Below are 18,333 nucleotides of genomic sequence, written 5' to 3'. Positions count from 1 at the left end.
ACACGCAATAACTTAATCTTGCGATTACTCTTTAGTTAAAGTAGCCTTTAAATTAAGTGATTTCAATAAAAGTTTAGAAAACAACAGCAACTGTATTAGATCACATACATCACACTATATAATTAAGTTTGGGGATGCAATAATTTCGCTTTCGCGAAAGCGAGACCACAAAACATCTATAACACAAAAAAGCAGCTCTTATATAACAAAGAGCTGCTTTTTAAATTTAAATAAATCGTGATCTATAAATCGTACTTTAACTGTAGATATACATATCTAGGTTGCACAGTATAGAAACTAGTACTAGTAGCTATCTGTCCAAAAGTGTTTCTGTTCAAGGCCTCTGTGTTTAACAAGTTACTTGCCGCTAGTTTATATTCCCATTTAGAATCTGGCTTATTGTAATATAAAGCTGCTTCTAGAAAATCATAGTTGTTATCTACGTTTGCAGATGTATCAAAAAGATTCAAGTCATAATCTACATCAAAGAACCACGCTTTATTGATTTGCCAGTCTGCATTTAAAGTTATCGTTTGTGTCGTTGCATCATTTACCTGCCCACCGTTATCAGAGTTATTGAAAGCGATGTTATACCTTACATCAAAGTTTACTCCATCTTTATAATTACTTCTAAAACTTGCACCATAACTATGTGTTATGTTTTCTGACTCTGTAGCGTTACCGTTAAAGATGTTGTTAAAGGTACTCCAACTTAAATTTGCATTTACGCTAGCTCTTATCTTACCAAATTCTCTAGAAAAACGTCCAAAACCAGTTGCACTTTCATTTGCAAAAGGTGAATTAATTAATGCACTTTCTTGATTAATTCCATCGATAACAATACTGTTTTGAATAGCGTCTGTCTGACGTGAATATGTTACTCCTGCATTAATGTTAGTGTAATTAAACATGTTGAAGTTAAAATAGTTTAAACTAAAACGGTCATTAGTCGCTCCTGTCAATTGATTATTACCGCTAAATAATGCGTTATAATTATTAAAAATAGTTCCTAAAGCGTAGTTTTCTACGTCTGTAAAACTTACCGTCCTGCGGTAATCAAAATTGATGTTCTCACTAGATCTTAATGCAAAACGCACATTAAAATCTGGAAGGATTTCTTCAAAATCAAGCTCGTTAGTATTACCTAACTGTGTATCTTCTATTTTATAAGAATGTGCTGTAACACCTGGTGTGATGGTAAATTTACCAGTGATAAATTTATAATGAATGGCACCGTATAAATCTCTGAACTTATAGTTCACGTCGTTACCAAATTGTGCATCAGTAAGATCATTGCGACTACCGTCATCTAGTATCTGAAAGATGCTAGTATTATAGTCTTGATTTACTATCGAGGTACCTACTGTAAAGTTAACATTACTCTTCTTATTTAATACTCTCCAGAAATCTGCCTTAGCATCTAGCTTAGTGCTTTCTACTAGTTTCTCCTGGTTAATGTCATAAGGATTTGCTGCATCCAGACCTAATGTTCCTGTAAATGGCTCGATATCGTTACCAGCATTATCTACCTCAGGATCTAATATTGCATTATAAAAAGGATCTTCTTCTGCATCAACATACCTACCTTCAAATGCAAAAATGTTTTTCTCACTTTGAGTGTAATATAAGTTAACAGATTGATCTATAGTAATCGGCTTTTGAGATTCATTTTGATCTATATCTCTAACTACACCTTCTTGTGCAGATGTGAAGTCATTGAACTGACTCACATCACTTAAATTAATTTGTCCATCATATTCCAGAGAGAAATCTGCATTAGGTTTATAGTCTGCCCCTAATTTAAAAAGACCTATTTGATTGCGCTGGAAAGAACGGTCTTCTGTATTTTCTTGAACACCACTTTCTGTAAAAGTTCTACTAGCGATAGTTTCTTGCTCTGTATCTACACTAGATAAGATAGCAAATGCTTCTATATTCAGTTTTTTATTTACCGCCCATGATCCATTAAAGGCACCAAATTTACTTTCTATCTCTTTGGCTCTATTAGCTTGTAAATTTAGTAAGCCACCTGCTCCAGCACCTATATCGATAGAAGAACCTGTACTACGAGTATTACCTCTATTAAAACCTACAAAACGTCTATACTCTTGAAAGGTGAATGATTGTAATCCTAAATTATTAAAATCTGTAAGTATGTTAAGTGATACATCTTCACTGTAATAAAAAGCTTTGGGCTTTGCCTGATATCTTAACTCATCACCACCTTCACCTAAAGCGCCAGTAATCTCTCCAAACCAGAAATTCTTCTTTCCTTCTTTTAATCTAATATTGATAGCAATACGGTCTTCATCATTACCTAGTCCTTTTAATTGACTTACGTTATTGTAATTTTTAAGAACCTCTACTTTACCTACTGCGTCTGCAGGAATGTTTTTTGTAGCCAGTCTAGAATCTCCTGCAAAGAACTCTTTACCATCTACCATTACTTTTTCTACTGTCTTACCTTCTACTTGTATATCACCATCTTCATTAACCTCTACACCAGGTAATTTTTCAAGTACGTCACCTAGTTTACGTTCTGTACCATTTGTAAAACTATCGCTGTTATAAACTATGGTATCACCTTTTATAGAAACCGGCATATCATAAACTATGTTTACAGCGTCTAATGTATTTTCATCTTCATACATGACATAATTTCTTACTAGATCACCTTGAACATTTCTCACAGTGTCTTCAATCGTTTTTAATCCTAAGAAAGATACTTTAAGTACATATGTACTATCTTTTTTAAGACCTTGCAACTGGTATCTACCAGCGTCATTTGTAATACCGAAACCACCTAGGTTTTTGTCTTTCTGATAGGCAATCACATTTGCCATTTGTAATGGCGTACCTGTACTATCCACAACTACACCTGATATTTTAATGGATTGTGCGCCTGCTAGAGAAAGCAGGAAGCAAGCCATAAGAGTTAAGAGTAATGTCTTTTTCATGTTAAGTTTTTTGATTAAAAAAAGCGAGAATAATGGTTAGGTTACTCTCGCAAAAAGTTTTGATTTAAGTGTTATTTATCCTCTGCCACGACCGCCGCCGCCGCCTCCACGACCACCACGACCGAAACGTTCTGACATTTCTTTCATCTTTTCATTGAAAAGGACGTTGTACTCTTCTTCATTAGTTTCCTTACCTTTTGTAGCAGGTTTAATCTCTTCCTTATCTTCTGGGTTCACTACTATTTTACTACATAGTAAGGTAGTTTTACCTGAGTTAACTTCTAATATTAAACCAGGTAAGCCAGCATACTCTGCAGGACCATGTTGTACAGGAATTTGAGGTGTAAACCATGCTGTAATTTCTATTTGGTCAACTTTCTCAGCTACTTTTTCCTCTTTTTTATCGTCACTAGAATTGTTGCGTCCACGTCTTCTAAAAGCAGAAAAATCTAATTCATTGTTGTTTTTAACAGCAGTTGCTTTAATGGCCTGATACTGACCTATCATTCTAGTCTCTCCAGTAATTTTCCACTCTAGATTAGGGATACTATCTTTTATCAAGAAAGTTTTACCCATCATATCGCGTTGCTCTATCCACTCACCATCTTTAAGATTCTTGTACTTTTCACCAGCCATAGCTGTCCCTAAAAAGTTTCCAGGGCCACGACCGCCACCTTGTCCAGGTGCAGAAAGTTCTTTCTCTTCTTTATAAGTAGATTCATTACGATTAAATTTAAGTACAAAAGTCTTTTCATTAAAAGCCTTCATTCTTTCCTCAAAACGCTTTTTTTGTTGTGGAGATGCATCTTCTGGTAAGAAACTAGTGTCGGTTTTAGTCTTAGACATATAAGTTGCCTCACCATAAAAATCTTGTGCGCTCAGCACACCAGTGAAGATTATAGCAATGATTAATAATACCTTTTTTTTCATGATCGTGTAATTTGATTATCAGCTTTTAAACAGTTAGCCAAATCTTAGACGTCCAAAAAAAACAATAGTTTCATGTTAAGATAAGTTTAACACAGTGCCTAGTGCGTCTCGATAAAAACACCACCACTGCCGCTTTTAAAACGTTCTCTCATTTCTTTTGCCTTTTTATCTCTTAGTTTGTTGAATTTTTCAGTAGATATCTCTTTTCCTTTTCTAGGCTTTTTAATTTCAAAATCTTCTGGATTCATTTCTATTTTATTACATAAAATAGTTATCTCTCCTTCATTGAGTTCTAGTATTAAACCAGGTAATCCTTGATAAATTCCAGGACCATTACTTATAGGAATATCCATAGTAAACCATGCGGTTACTACGTGTTCTTTGTCATCTACCATGTTTAATAAACTTGTAGATTCTTCTTCACTTTCTTCCTTCTCTTCTTTAGGAAAAGTATAGGTTGCTTTCATCGCAGTATATTTACCTATCATTTTAGTCTCTCCAGTCACTTTCCAATCTAGCTTTTCAATTTTATCAGTTACGAGAAATTCCTTTCCTTGAATGTTATCTTCTCTTAGAAAGGTTTGCGCAGTAAGATCCTTGTAAGTAGTACCATAAGTATCTCCATTACCACTCATTTCAATGGTCATACTCATACCATTTACTGGTTTCTTAGGTGCAGCAAGTTTCTTTACTTTTTCATAAAGCGACTCTGTACGGTTAAACTTGAGAGTAAATTCTGCCTCACCAGCTTTTTTCATAGCCTCTTCTATCATCTCTCGCATAGCAGGCTCTAGTTTTGCCATTTGAGTGCTATCTTCAGATTGTTTCATAGTCATTTTACTTTGGTAATGGGCGATACCAGTAAAGTCTTGCTGTGCTTGTACTGTGTACGCTTTCGCGAAAGCGAGAACGACAAAGAATAACATACTTAGATTAAATGATTTCATGTAGTTGGTTTTTAATTAGTTATTCAAATATCAACTATTTTTATAGTTGTCAGGGTTAAGTTGCGTTAATATATGTTAATCGACTTCTATGTATAGTAGGAATAGCGCACCTTTGAAATTATGAATGATAGAAAATATCACTTTCTTCTAGTTTTAATAAGTGTTGTTATTGCTACTACCCTAGCAATTCAACTATACTGGAATTACAACAACTTTCAAGAATCAAAAAAAAATCTGGTTACTGACTTGCAGAAGAGTCTAGACCAAAGTGTTGATACTTATTATGAACAGCTCGTTAAGGATAATAACGTTGGAATCATTGTTAAACAGACGACTAATCGTAAGAAAGAATTTGACAAACTTTTTAGTAACGTAGATAGTTTAGGTTTTCTGTTAGAAAACAGACCTACTAATGAAATGAGTGAGATTTTCATTACTCAAGGTGGTGATATGGCTAGTTTAAATGAACTAGAACCTATGAAGGATTTGTGGAATTTTCCTAACTATGAAATTCAAAAACCTGATGGTGACTACATTCCTGTAGAAACCTTTTTTACAGACCGAGTTAATTTACCTAGCACCATGTTTACCCTTACTGCAAAAGTGGTGAGAAGTCTACAAGAAAAAGAAATGAATCTGGAAAGACTAGACAGTCTTCTTAATACACATCTCACTCATAGAGGTCTAGATGTAGAGTATGAATTTAAAGTAGTAGAGACAGACGAGAATAATTTTTTATTAAAAAGTATCGACAAAAACGTTCTTAGAGCAAATTCTCAATTAATAAGACGTGGGGATGCGTTGTTATTAAATTACTCTAGTCTGTCCCCTAACATTTATAAACTAAACCTAACCGGTATTCTATTAAGCGCGCTTCTTATCGCAGCAGTTGTTCTCTGTCTCTTTTATCTATTACAGATAATTAAAAAACAAAAAGCTCTAGGAGAGATGAAAAACGATTTAATCTCTAACATCACACACGAGTTTAAAACACCTATCGCTACTGCTAGCGCGGCACTAGAAGGTGTACAAAGCTTTACAAATAGTGGAGATCTCGATAAAACCGATCGGTATTTAAGTATGGGTCGCGACCAGTTAGTAAAGCTTAACGGTATGGTAGAGCGCATATTAGAAACTGCCACGCTAGACAGCAAAGATCTCATGCTACAAAAAAGTGCTTTTGAGATTAATGAATTGATAGATGTAATCATTAAAAAACATCAAAATCAAACTTCTAAAAAAATTACATTTAACGAGTTAGATAAAAACATCACCATTACTGCCGATGCTTTTCACCTAGAAAATGCCATTAATAACCTTATAGATAACGCAATAAAATACGGTGGTGACCAGATCACAGTCGATTTAAAAAACAATTCTAATTCCACTATTATTACTGTTAGCGATAATGGACAGAATTTAAGCAATAAGGACGTAAAACTTATTTTTGACAAGTTTTACCGAGTAGGAAAAGGAAACCGACACGATGTAAAAGGATTCGGTATCGGTTTATTTTATACTAAATCTATTATAGAAAAACACAACGGTACGATTACTGCTGCTGCACAACCACAAACCACTTTTAAAATCACGATGCCTCATGAATAAAAATACCACCATAGACATTATCCTAGCCGAAGATGAACCTGCATTAGGAATGATCGTAAAAGAAAGTCTAGAGACTAGAGGTTTTAGTGTACGACATAAAGAAAACGGTGCACTAGCACTAGATGCTTTTCATGAAAAACAACCAGACATACTGGTACTAGATGTAATGATGCCGCAACTAGACGGTTTTGAACTTGCTAAGAAAATACGCGTAGAGAATGAAGAAATTCCTATTATTTTTCTAACCGCAAAATCTCAAACAGAAGACGTTCTAGAAGGTTTTCATGTAGGTGGTAATGACTACCTTAAAAAACCCTTTTCTATGGAAGAACTTATAGTGCGCATAGAAAACCTATTGAGTAGACAGACGGTTCAAAAAACCGCTGCTATTTATGAACTAGGCGACTATTCTTTTAATTTCCCAAAACAACAACTTATTTATAAAGAAGAGGTTACTAAATTGACTCATAGAGAATCACACTTGTTATACCACCTTGTTTTAAAGAAAAACAAAGTACTAGACCGTACTTTTATTCTTAAAAAATTATGGGGTAATGATGACTTTTTCTCTGGCCGTAGTATGGATGTATTTATTACTAAGTTAAGAAAAAAACTAGCGCAAGACGACCAGTTAGAAATAGTTAACGTGCGTGGTTATGGATATAAATTAATGGCGCCGTAAAATAGTCGTTAGTTAATATTACTAGTTATTAAAGTAAATAGAATCATATTATAAAAGTCCTTAGTTAGTTGTACTTTGCTTTTATGAAATGGATATTCTTTTTACTTTTTATAAGCTCGCTTTCTTGGGCTCAAAAAATAGATCAAGGTTTTAATCTTACGGCAGACTCTTTCTATGGTCTTGATGATTTTGGCGCTGTTTATTATGGTAAAAACGATGCCTTTTTCAAGAAAAACGGTAAAGAGGTCACACAATTCTATGACCTACAATTAGGCGATTTAACTGAGGTAGATCTTATCAACCCATTAAGCATTTTATTATTCTATAAAGACACTCAGACCATAGTTTTACTAGATAATAGGCTTAATGAAAAGCAGCGTATTCTTTTAAATCAACTAACACCTAGCAGATTTATAGAACACGCTAGACTAGCCGGCGAGCGCCGTTTATGGTTACACGATCTGGACCAAAACCGTCTAGAGTTATACGATTACATTAATAACAAGACTCTAATAAGCACTGCTGTTTTAAAAGAAACTACATCTCAATTATACAGTGATTATAATTTTTGTCATGTGCTGAGTGATCATTCTATAGAAACATTTAATTCCTACGGTAGTAAAACCTCTTCCCTAGCTATAGAAAATACCACACTTATAGATTATGATTTTGAAAGTCTAGTTATACTTAAACAAGGTATAATTAAGGTTTATAAGTTAGATAAAACGTTCCGCTTTCGCGAAAGCGAGATCGCAACCATCACCATCTTAGAAAAGGACATTAAAACCCTTTATCTAAAGGGCGGAAAACTTTATCTTTGGCATGATAAACGTGTGGACGTTTATGAGATCAATCCTGTTAAGAAATAAAGATGCATATAGCCGTTGCCGGAAATATAGGTGCTGGTAAAACTACCCTAACTAACTTACTTGCAAAACATTATAAATGGACACCTCAATTTGAGGATGTTTTAGAAAACCCATATCTAGAAGATTTTTATCAAGATATGGAGCGCTGGTCCTTTAATTTACAGGTCTATTTCTTAAACAGCCGTTTCCGTCAGGTGCTGGATATACGCGAGAGTGGAAATAAAATCATACAGGATCGTACTATTTATGAAGATGCAAGCATATTTGCACCTAACCTACATGCAATGGGATTATTATCTCAACGTGATTTTGATAATTACAGTTCCTTATTTGACCTTATGGAAAAGGTAGTTGCTGCCCCTGATTTATTGATCTATTTGCGCAGTTCTATACCTAATCTAGTGAGCCAAATTCATAAACGTGGTCGCGATTATGAAAACACGATCTCTATAGATTACCTAAGCCGCTTAAATGAGCGCTACGAAGCATGGATTCATGGTTATGATAAGGGTAACTTATTAATAATCGATGTAGATGATATCGATTTTGTAAATAATCCTGAAGATCTAGGTGGTATTATTAATAAAATTGATGCCGAGTTAACTGGGCTTTTTGCTTAAAGATTAAAGATATCTGATTAACGATTGGAGATTTTTGATTTATTCACTCTTGTGAAAAGAATATATTAACAAAGCCTGTTCTAAATATTAGAACAGGCTTTGTTATAAAAAGTATTCAAGTATTAATACCCTACTTTACTACGTACACGTTTTAATACATCATTTGCAATATGACGTGCTTTAAAAGCACCTTCTTCTAGTGCCTCATCTATTTCATGTCTATTATCCATAAGATAGTTATAACGTTCTCTGGCATCTTTGAATCGGTCACAAAGTGCTTCAAAAAGCGCTTGTTTTGCATGTCCATAACCATAGTTACCAGCCTCATAGTTATTGCGCAATTCCTGTATCTTTTGCTCTGGTGCAATTAACTTATATAATGCAAAAACATTACAAGTTTCTGGATCTTTAGGTTCTTCTAAAGGTGTACTATCTGTCTCTATAGACATACACTGTTTGCGCAATTTCTTATCGGTCTGGAAAATATCGATATAATTGCCTCTAGACTTACTCATCTTTTCTCCATCAGTTCCTGGAATAAGCATTCCATCCTTTTGAATCTTTGCTTGAGGTTCAATAAAAGTTTCTCCCATCTTATTATTAAATCTTCCAGCAACGTCTCTAGTAATCTCAAGGTGTTGTAATTGATCTTTTCCTACAGGAACGATCTCTGCATCATATAATAAAATATCTGCAGCCATTAACATAGGATAGGTAAAAAGACCAGCGTTTACGTCTTCTAGACGGTCTGCTTTATCTTTAAAACTATGCGCTAGAGTTAGCCTTTGAAATGGGTAGAAACAAGCAAGGTACCAGTTTAATTCTGTTACTTGCGGTATATCACTTTGTCTATAAAAAACGGTTTTATTGATATCTAAACCACATGCCAGCCATGCTGCTGCTGTAGAATAGGTGTTTTCTCTTAATAAATCTCCGTCCTTAATCTGTGTCAAGGAATGCATGTCTGCAATAAAAAGAAAAGAATCGTTTTCTTCATTTGTAGACATTTCAATCGCTGGTAAAATTGCTCCTAGAAGGTTTCCTAAGTGCGGTGTTCCAGTAGATTGAACGCCAGTAAGTATTCTTGCCATTGTTTTTAATTGAGGATCAAAGATAAATAGTAAAAAGCGATCAACACAATGGAAAGGACGTTAAAGCTTTATAAAATATCATGAGGGCAATTATTTTAAGTAGATCCATAGAAATAGATGTCCATAAAGTCATAAATTCTTCTATTTTTGATACCTTGAAATGGATGCGCTACATATTGATGCCTTTGTACCGAGTATGGTTTTATATTTTAATGGGTGTACCTATTATTATTATGTTTCCCTTACTGGTACTGCTTACTATTTCAGAAAAAACGTATCATTTATTCTTTAAGGTAGCTCGATTTTGGTCGGCAATAATTATCTATGGAATGGGTTTCTGGCCAGTTATTAAGCGTGCCCAACCCATGAAAAAGAATCAAAGTTATATGCTGGTTGCCAACCACACGAGTATGACTGACATTATGATGATGTTGTTGATCTCTAAAAACCCTTTTGTCTTTGTAGGTAAAAAAGAGCTTTCTAAGATTCCTGTTTTTGGTTTTTTCTATAAGCGTACTTGTATTCTAGTGGATAGAAAAAATCCTAGAAGTAGAAAAGAGGTTTTTGATCGTGCTAGACAGCGCATGCAAGATGGTGTTGGGATTTGTATTTTTCCGGAAGGCGGCGTTTCTGACGATTTAAATGTGGTTTTAGATCCTTTTAAGGATGGTGCATTTAGACTAGCCATAGAGCATCAAATACCTTTATTACCAGTTACTTTATACGATAATAAAAAACGATTTCCTTTCCACTTTTGGGGAGGTAGTCCTGGGATTATGAGAGCAGAAACTCATGCCCCTATTGAGACGGTAGGTATGAAGGTGATGGAGGATAAGGCACGCTTTCGCGAAAGCGTAAGAAACATCATTCTTCACTCTCTAGAAAAGGCTTAAAATAGAAAAACCGCTCCATGGCACGGAAACGGTTTTTCATCATCATTGCAAAAATTGAGTTTCAATAACCAACCTCAATATTCTTCTTTTTCTTTTTCACTGAAATCTTAACTAGCTCACAATGACTGCTAGTGATTTAAAATTTTAATGCCACACCACTTTGTACCCCAATGGTATAGGGTTTAAAGTCTGCAACGTTATTTCTTAAAGTACTTAATTGATATTTAAATGTAGGTTCTATAAACACACCTAATTTAGATGTAAAGTCATAGCTTAATCCTAATCCAAAGTTTGCGCTCTGGTTGAATTCATTAAAATTACCATCCTCACCTAACTCTAATCGCTGATTATCATTTTGAACAGTCACCATATTATCTGTTAGAAATAAAGCGCTCATACCACCTAATACGTTTATCTTAAATTTGTTGTTTATCAAACTGTATCTAAGTTCTAACGGTACTTCTATGTAACCTAATCGTTGAGAAAGCTCTCCTTTAAAGCCTTGTAACTGACTATCTACTAACTCTTGCACTGCAAAACCAGTATCTAAAGCATCATTAGAAAGTGGGCTAGCATTAGTCACCACTGCACTCGTTATAGCACTAGAAGAATAAGCCTGTGGAAGAAACTGACCGCGACTGGCTATGTCTACATTTACCTGATAATTAACATCTTGTGTGCTATAAGTCATGTTTACTTGATTAAGACCGGTTCTTACACTCCATCGAGGAGAAATCTCATAGCTTAATCCTATACCATAACTCAGGTTGAGCCCTGCATCGCGATTATTATCGATTACTTCACTGTTTATAGCACTACCACTTAAACTGTTGGAATAAACAGGCCCTACTTGTGTACTTGCTGCCCATTTTCCTTTAAACACAGCTACATTTAAACTGTCTTCTTTTTCTTCTTCTGCTGCTATTTCTTCTAGAGTAGGTAGTTTTTTCTTAATGGAATCTACTGCTGCGACAGCACTGTCTAAGGCATCTTTATTTAGAATGTCGTCTACTTTATTCTTAGAACTATCACTAATACCTGCTTTCTTACCAGCCGTATTCAAGCCCGTAGAATTATTTTCTGTGATCGCATTTACCTTGTTAGAATTGTCATTTAGTACATGAGAATTATCACTTTGAGTTGCTAAAACAGATTGATTATTATTTTGAGCAATAGGAGTTTTATTATATCTATCATTAGCTCCAGTTCTGGACGGACTGGAATATGTATTTATTACCGTATTTTTATTTAAATCACTCTTAGTAGAAGAATTACCAGCAGTTAATAAATTACTCGATTTTTTAGGAGCGTTTATTTGAGTCTCTGTTCTCGTATCACTAACAGGGTTTTCATTTAAATTATTTAAACCGTTTTGCTCAGAATCAAGATCCTTAGTTACTAATTGTACATCCTTAATTGATTCTTTACTATAAGATGGTGCTTCTAGACTACTATCAACATCTTTAGTTTCAGTTTTTATTTGAGAATCATTGCTCTTTCTTACTTTTTCTTGAGTGTTAACAATAGGTAAACTGTCATTAATTAAGCTATCGTTATCTACACCGGTGTAAATGAATGTAAATAATATAGCTAGTCCAGCAGCTACACCGCCTAGAATCCACCATAATGAAATAGCTTTCTGCTTTTTATTATGACCTATTTCTTGGCCAATATTATCCCAGACCATAGCAGGTGGTTTCACCTCAAAGTCTTTAAAACCTTCTTGAAAAAGTCTATCTATATTTTTCTTTTCACTCATAATTAGCTGGCGTTAGAATTATGCGATTCTCGCCATGATTTAACCATTATTTGCAAGTTTTGCCTTGCTCGAGCAAGGTTAGATTTTGACGTACCTAAGGTAATCTTCATCATCTCTGCTATTTCTTTATGACTGTATCCATCCATTACATACATAGTAAAGACCAGTCTATATCGTTCTGGTAACTGCTGTACCATAAAAAGTAACTCTTTAAGTGGTACGTCATCAGACTCTTCTACCTCAACGGCTTCTACATCTTCTATTTGATCTTCATTAACTAAGTCAAATACTTTTGTACCTCTATACCTTTGCAAGGCTGTATTTACCGTTATTCTTTTACACCAGCCTTCAAAAGAACCTTTAAATTTAAACTGATCTATTTTTTTAAATATGGTTATAAAAGAATCTTGCAAAATGTCTTGTGCCTCTTGCTCATTAGGAGCATATCTTAAGCAGGATCCATAAAGCTTAGGTGAGAACATTTCATAGAGTTCTCTTTGGGCTTTAGGATCATTTTTTTGACATAATGAAACTATCTTTTTATAAACCACAATTTAAAATTCAATCATTCTTCTACAGGTATTGTATATTCTAAATAAGTAGGTTGGTTATTTACATCAAATCCGGTAAAGAATTTAAATACATAAGTCCCATTACTTGCTGCTAAAAATCTTAAATTTTGTTCTGTTCTAACTACCTCATCAAGACAATTACCGTTACTAACTGATGCTACCACGGTAATGACTCTTTCATTTAAGTTAGAATCTACTTCAAAGCCTGCAAAGTTCTGACAGCTATTAGTAAAATCAAAAGTGACAGGAATTACATGCACATCACCGAAGGTAAACGCTTGTGGCAGCTCTACACTTTCTACAGCTAGCGCTTCATAATTGATGATAGCATTGCTATTACCATCATCTATGCTACAACTATTAAGGGTGATTATTGCTAGTGCAAGAATCATAATAAATTTTAATCTCATCTTCATTTTCAGTATTATACATTATAGATGCTCACTTATATAAAAGGTTGCGTCTAGTTATAAAAAAAACCGCTTCTTTTTAAAGAGAGCGGTTTTAAAGTTTATAATAGGTAAAAGACTAGTTACTTATAGCCTTTATAGAATCCATAATTTTAACTTCTAACTCTTCTACTAGATCTGGATTATCCTTAAGAATAGTCTTAACAGAGTCGCGACCTTGTCCTAGTTTAGTATCTTCATAAGAGAACCATGAACCAGCCTTATTGATGATTTCATAATTAACACCTAAGTCGATAATTTCTCCTAGTTTAGAAACACCTTCACCGTACATGATATCAAATTCGGCCATTCTAAATGGTGGTGCTACTTTATTCTTCACCACTTTTACACGAGTCTTGTTACCTAACACGGCACCACTACTATCTTTAATTTGTGTAGATCTTCTTATATCTAGTCTTACAGAAGCGTAAAATTTCAAGGCATTACCACCAGTTGTAGTCTCTGGATTACCGAACATTACACCTATTTTCTCACGTAACTGATTAATAAATATAACCGTACAGTTAGTTTTAGAAATAGAACCTGTAAGTTTTCTTAGTGCTTGTGACATTAAACGAGCATGAAGACCCATTTTACTATCTCCCATCTCACCTTCTATCTCACTTTTAGGAGTAAGTGCTGCTACAGAGTCTACTACTATTATGTCTATTGCTCCCGAGCGTATTAGGTTATCTGCAATTTCTAGAGCTTGTTCTCCATTATCTGGTTGTGAAATAATTAAATTATCCAGATCAACACCTAGCTTCTCTGCATAGAAACGGTCAAAAGCGTGCTCAGCATCAATAAATGCTGCGATACCACCTGCTTTTTGACATTCTGCTATTGCGTGTAAGGTTAAAGTTGTTTTACCAGAAGATTCTGGTCCATAAATTTCAATAACTCTACCTCGTGGATAACCACCTACACCCAAAGCTGCGTTTAAGGCAAGTGAACCAGTAGAAATAGATTCTACCTCAACAACTTGCTTATCACCCATTTTCATTACCGTTCCCTTACCGTAAGCCTTATCCAGCTTATCAAGGGTTAATTTAAGGGCTTTTAATTTTGCTTCTTTCTCTTTATCGTCTGCCATTGTAATTATTTTAGGTAAAAATACGGTCTAGATAAAGTAGAAACAATAGTATAGAGATTAGGTTATTAACGATGTTTATAAAAGTTCCGCTTTCGCGAAAGCGAATCTTATATCCAACCATTAAACATAAAAAAAAGGGATCTCATAACAAGATTCCCTTTTTAATTAATTGAATAACTTAAAGTTATTTTTTCGCTCTTAATTTTGCTACTCCTATACCGATTGCCGCACAAAGTGCTAGTAAAAGACCAGGAATGGGTGCTACGTCAGTAACATCTTCTTCAAAAACAGGAGCTTGCGCATGCACCATTGTACCTATTAATATAAAGATTGCTAAAACTAAATATTTGTTATTTTTCATTTCCCAATTTTTTTTATTCTAAAATTATCTTTTTTGTTAAATAATATCACCTGCACCTTTCCTTCTATAAACGAGCCTAAATATATAAATTATATAACCATTTACAGGATTAAGATACATTTTTATTCCATTAGCACACAATTGATCATCATTTCTTGATATTGACCCTAGAAAAACTATTTAAAATCTAGCTATACCTTTACTTTGTGCTTCATTTATCGTTTTCGGCACTTTTTAATCAGTACGATTACATAATACAAAACAACTTATTTCATAGATGATTTTATGATATAATTCCGCTTTCGCGAAAGCGGAACAACAACAAATAGAACGGCATAAAAAAAGGGAATCTCATTACAAGATTCCCATTTCTAAATAGATTAAATGTGTAAACTACATTCTTACTCTTTTATAAATTTCAAAGTAGATTGAGAATTACCATTAACTACTTTCACAAAGTACATACCTGTAGAAAGACTAGAAATATTATCAATATTAATTGTATTACTTACTTGGTCAAATGATCGAGTCATTACTTGCTGTCCTATAGAATTATAAATAGCAACCTCTAAAGAAGGTGCACTAGAGCCATTCATATTTATTGTTACCACATCGCCATTTACTGGATTAGGATAAAGAGATAAATTATTTTCAAAAACATCTTCATTACCAGCTGTACCATCTATAATGAATCTACCTACATGAAAATCATAATCTTCAAAATCATCTGCTACCCCATCGCTAGCAAGAAATGCAAACTGAACTGTACCGCTATAAGAACTTAAATCAACAGTTGCTCTTGTACCATCTACTGCAGGCTGGTTTGCAACCGTCCATGTTAGTAAAGAAGTCCATGTAGTACCACCGTCTGTAGTTATAAGTAAATCTACCTGATCATCAGACCCCATAGTATCTGGAACGCTTGTACTATTCCAATTAGTTACTGCCACCTCTACAGTAAGTACGTCATTACTCGTACCTGTCATGTCATATTGTTCAGAAATAAGCCACTCTCTATCTGTATCACCTGCAAAAATATTAATTGCATTACTAGGTATAGAAGTTCCAGCAAAATCAACATAAGATCTAGCTCTCCAGTCTGAAGTACCGAATCCTGAAGGACCATCTACTATCTCACCATTACCAGCCTCATCCCAACAACTATTAGGAACATTTATGGTAAAGTCTGTTGTATAAGGGTATGAAGTAACCACCCCACAAGCTGTAGAGAAGATTAAAGGTGTAGGATTCCATGAACCTTGATCACCATTAGCACAAACTTCTCTTACATATAAAAAATACTCTGTATTTCCACTAAGTCCCATTATTGTATAGGTAACATTAGGATTTACTCCTGCAACATCAGACCATACTCCTGTAACAACTGGCGTTGCTGTAGCTGTAGACATCAATGCATATTCATAAGTACCTGCACTCATAGCATTACTACTATCAAAATTAATAATAGCATCTGTTGCGGTAGCGCTTACTAGCGTGAGATTTGCAGTATCTGGACAGCTAGGTACTTCTCTTACTTGAAACTTACTTACATGAAAATATACATCCTCAGCATCATCTACTGAACCTTCATCTCCTAAAAACGCAAATTGTACATTACCAGTAATTGCAGATAAATCGTAAGTGATTTCTTCACCTACATCTGTTGGCACAGTTCCTTGTACCCAGGCTTGCATCTCGGTCCACGTAGTACCGTTATCAATAGTCATTAATAAACTCACTCTATCATCAGAACCTAAGTCTGCACCAGAACCGCTAGTACCTCCTTCAGTTAAAGCTACGTACACATTTAATTCACTAGGTGCAGCAGTAGATAAATCAAAAGTAGGTGATATAATCCAGTCACTTCTAGTCGCTTGCCACATGTTAATTCTATTACTAGATGTACCATTATGATTTGAAGAAGTCCAAGTACCAGCACCAATATCAGAAGGTCCAGTAGTCATATTTCCACTATCTGCCTCTTCCCAGCAGTTAGGAACATTTACAGACATATCAGCATTATAATCAGGAACAATCGCAATACAAGCTGTCGTAAAACTATAAGGTCCTGAATATTCACTTGTATCACCACCAGTACAATCTGCACGCACATAATAATCATAAGCCGTCTCAGGCATAAGGTTTGTTGCCATAAAAGGATTAGATACCCCAAAATCAGTTGGAGTTCCTGTTGGTGTAAATCCATCAACTCCTAACTCTACATCCCAAGATGCTTCTCCACTACCACCAGATACCCAAGATAACATAGCCGTATTAGTCGTTATATTAGAAACGGAAAGATTATTAGGTGATAAACAGGTAGGCCCCTCTTGAATACATATATCTGTAGTCCCAGTAAGACCTGCAGTAGTACTATCTTTCCACATCACAAGCTTATATATACTACCAGGCGTTAAACCTGTAATAATATCACTTGTAGTAGTTGCAGTACTCTCACAAACTATCTCAGCACCACCACATGTATCAAACAGAGCAAATTCCATTGTAGTACTAGAATTAATAATTACCGACCCAACAGATGGAGCAGTAAATTCAAACCAAGCTCCTGTATTTACACCAAAAGTATCGCAGCTTGCAGCAGTAGTACCTATATCAACTGTAGTTGCAAAATCTAAAGTATATGGAGTTGCAGCACTGCAATCTACCTCAACATTCAATGCTAGAGCAGTTGAGCAAGTATCTCCAAAGCCAGGCACTCTAAAAGTAAATGGTCCTGTATAAACACTACTTCCTGCTGCTGCACAGTCAGATCTTAAATAATAATCATAGCTATTTCCTGAAATAAGATTAGTTGCGATAAATGGATTTGACACACCTATATCCGTTGGAGTTTGAGTAGGTGTAAATCCAGCTGCACCCAACTCGATATCCCATAAAACCTCACCACTAACGCTAGCAGTCCATGATAATTCTGCCGAGTCTGTCGTATTTGACACAGCAGTTAAACTAGTAGGAGGAGAACAAGCTGGTGGATTAGGTACAACTATCATAAAAGAAGCTTCTAATTCATCTGCTGGCGTTTCCCAAGAAGAATCACCATCTACATCATTACCGTCATCTGGCGATACACCACCATTATTACCTATAGAAGTACCATAAGCAGTAACATCTATGGTCGTACCATCCCACGAGTCATCATATCTATCATAACAGTTCACCCAGTAGGTACCAGGCGCTAGAGTAACATCTTGATTAATAACTCCTTGTCCATTTCCATAAGTCCCATCACCTTGACCCCATATTTGAGTTCCTGCACCGTCTGCCATGTCGGTTATACTAACCCATTTTTCTGTACCACAACAAACATCTATAGTTGTTGTTATATTAATAGTAGACTGTCCTTGAGCAACAAGTCCAAAGGTGAATACCACCATAGTGGTTAAGAGTAATTTTAATTTCATATAATATTGATTTTAGATTCTAGAGTAAATTCTAGGCCCAAAAAGTACAGTTAATTTAAACCCTATCTCAAAAACTAGTA

The 18,333-nt window shown here is 34.9% G+C and carries 15 protein-coding genes; 5 read left to right on the top strand and 10 right to left on the bottom strand.

Annotation, left to right across the window (positions count from 1 at the left end; all coding sequences use genetic code 11):
• Nucleotides 1-242: 242 nt before the first annotated feature.
• The 3 genes from LY01_RS02835 to LY01_RS02825 all read right to left on the bottom strand — a co-directional run bounded on the left by LY01_RS02835 (nucleotide 243) and on the right by LY01_RS02825 (nucleotide 4,834).
• Entirely contained in the window at nucleotides 243-2,957 is a 2,715-nt protein-coding gene (locus tag LY01_RS02835) for a carboxypeptidase regulatory-like domain-containing protein (RefSeq protein ID WP_104514289.1), read from the bottom strand.
• Between the two features lie 75 nt (nucleotides 2,958-3,032).
• On the bottom strand, nucleotides 3,033-3,887 hold the full coding sequence (locus tag LY01_RS02830) for a GLPGLI family protein (RefSeq protein ID WP_104514288.1): 855 nt from the start codon (nucleotides 3,885-3,887) through the stop codon (nucleotides 3,033-3,035).
• Nucleotides 3,888-3,985: 98 nt separating this feature from the next.
• Nucleotides 3,986-4,834 carry a GLPGLI family protein gene (locus tag LY01_RS02825; RefSeq protein ID WP_104514287.1) on the bottom strand — a complete coding sequence of 283 codons (849 nt, stop codon included), beginning with the start codon at nucleotides 4,832-4,834 and terminating at the stop codon, nucleotides 3,986-3,988.
• Nucleotides 4,835-4,954: 120 nt separating this feature from the next.
• Between LY01_RS02825 and LY01_RS02820 the strand changes: the two genes are divergently transcribed.
• From LY01_RS02820 to LY01_RS02805, 4 genes are all read left to right on the top strand, one after another.
• Complete coding sequence (locus LY01_RS02820) at nucleotides 4,955-6,442, top strand: sensor histidine kinase (RefSeq protein WP_104514286.1); 1,488 nt, start codon at nucleotides 4,955-4,957, stop codon at nucleotides 6,440-6,442.
• Nucleotides 6,435-7,124 carry a response regulator transcription factor gene (locus LY01_RS02815; protein ID WP_104514285.1) on the top strand — a complete coding sequence of 230 codons (690 nt, stop codon included), beginning with the start codon at nucleotides 6,435-6,437 and terminating at the stop codon, nucleotides 7,122-7,124. The genes LY01_RS02820 and LY01_RS02815 overlap by 8 nt, the downstream gene beginning before the upstream one ends.
• An 83-nt stretch (nucleotides 7,125-7,207) precedes the next feature.
• On the top strand, nucleotides 7,208-7,993 hold the full coding sequence (locus tag LY01_RS02810) for a hypothetical protein (RefSeq protein WP_104514284.1): 786 nt from the start codon (nucleotides 7,208-7,210) through the stop codon (nucleotides 7,991-7,993).
• 2 nt (nucleotides 7,994-7,995) lie between these two features.
• Nucleotides 7,996-8,613, top strand: a complete 618-nt coding sequence (locus tag LY01_RS02805; RefSeq protein WP_104514283.1) for a deoxynucleoside kinase — start codon at nucleotides 7,996-7,998, stop codon at nucleotides 8,611-8,613.
• Nucleotides 8,614-8,735: 122 nt separating this feature from the next.
• Here the strand turns inward: LY01_RS02805 and trpS are convergent, their stop codons facing one another.
• Nucleotides 8,736-9,704 carry a tryptophan--tRNA ligase gene (gene trpS / locus LY01_RS02800; RefSeq protein WP_104514282.1) on the bottom strand — a complete coding sequence of 323 codons (969 nt, stop codon included), beginning with the start codon at nucleotides 9,702-9,704 and terminating at the stop codon, nucleotides 8,736-8,738.
• A gap of 212 nt (nucleotides 9,705-9,916) precedes the next feature.
• Between trpS and LY01_RS02795 the strand changes: the two genes are divergently transcribed.
• The gene (locus LY01_RS02795) at nucleotides 9,917-10,597 is read left to right on the top strand and encodes a lysophospholipid acyltransferase family protein (protein WP_104514281.1); all 681 of its coding nucleotides are present in this window, start codon (nucleotides 9,917-9,919) and stop codon (nucleotides 10,595-10,597) included.
• Nucleotides 10,598-10,733: 136 nt separating this feature from the next.
• On the opposite strand, the gene LY01_RS02790 is transcribed toward LY01_RS02795, so the two are convergent.
• The 6 genes from LY01_RS02790 to LY01_RS02770 form a co-directional block, all read right to left on the bottom strand.
• Nucleotides 10,734-12,356 (bottom strand): outer membrane beta-barrel protein, encoded by a 1,623-nt coding sequence (locus tag LY01_RS02790; protein WP_104514280.1) that lies wholly within the window; start codon nucleotides 12,354-12,356, stop codon nucleotides 10,734-10,736.
• A gap of 2 nt (nucleotides 12,357-12,358) precedes the next feature.
• Nucleotides 12,359-12,838, bottom strand: coding sequence for an RNA polymerase sigma factor (locus LY01_RS02785; protein WP_394340824.1), 480 nt, complete (start codon nucleotides 12,836-12,838; stop codon nucleotides 12,359-12,361).
• A gap of 83 nt (nucleotides 12,839-12,921) precedes the next feature.
• Nucleotides 12,922-13,344 carry a hypothetical protein gene (locus LY01_RS02780; RefSeq protein ID WP_104514278.1) on the bottom strand — a complete coding sequence of 141 codons (423 nt, stop codon included), beginning with the start codon at nucleotides 13,342-13,344 and terminating at the stop codon, nucleotides 12,922-12,924.
• 112 nt (nucleotides 13,345-13,456) lie between these two features.
• Complete coding sequence (recA, locus tag LY01_RS02775; RefSeq protein WP_104514277.1) at nucleotides 13,457-14,470, bottom strand: recombinase RecA; 1,014 nt, start codon at nucleotides 14,468-14,470, stop codon at nucleotides 13,457-13,459.
• A 184-nt stretch (nucleotides 14,471-14,654) separates the two neighbouring features.
• Nucleotides 14,655-14,831, bottom strand: a complete 177-nt coding sequence (locus LY01_RS15085) for a hypothetical protein (RefSeq protein WP_170034485.1) — start codon at nucleotides 14,829-14,831, stop codon at nucleotides 14,655-14,657.
• A gap of 401 nt (nucleotides 14,832-15,232) precedes the next feature.
• A complete protein-coding gene (locus LY01_RS02770) occupies nucleotides 15,233-18,253 on the bottom strand; it encodes a T9SS type A sorting domain-containing protein (RefSeq protein WP_104514276.1) in 3,021 nt (1,006 codons plus the stop codon).
• Nucleotides 18,254-18,333 lie beyond the last annotated feature (80 nt).

This window comes from Nonlabens xylanidelens (assembly GCF_002934445.1).
GTDB classification, from domain to species: domain Bacteria; phylum Bacteroidota; class Bacteroidia; order Flavobacteriales; family Flavobacteriaceae; genus Nonlabens; species Nonlabens xylanidelens.
Note: the sequence above shows the minus strand (reverse complement) of the source record. Positions and strands in the feature narration are given on the sequence as shown.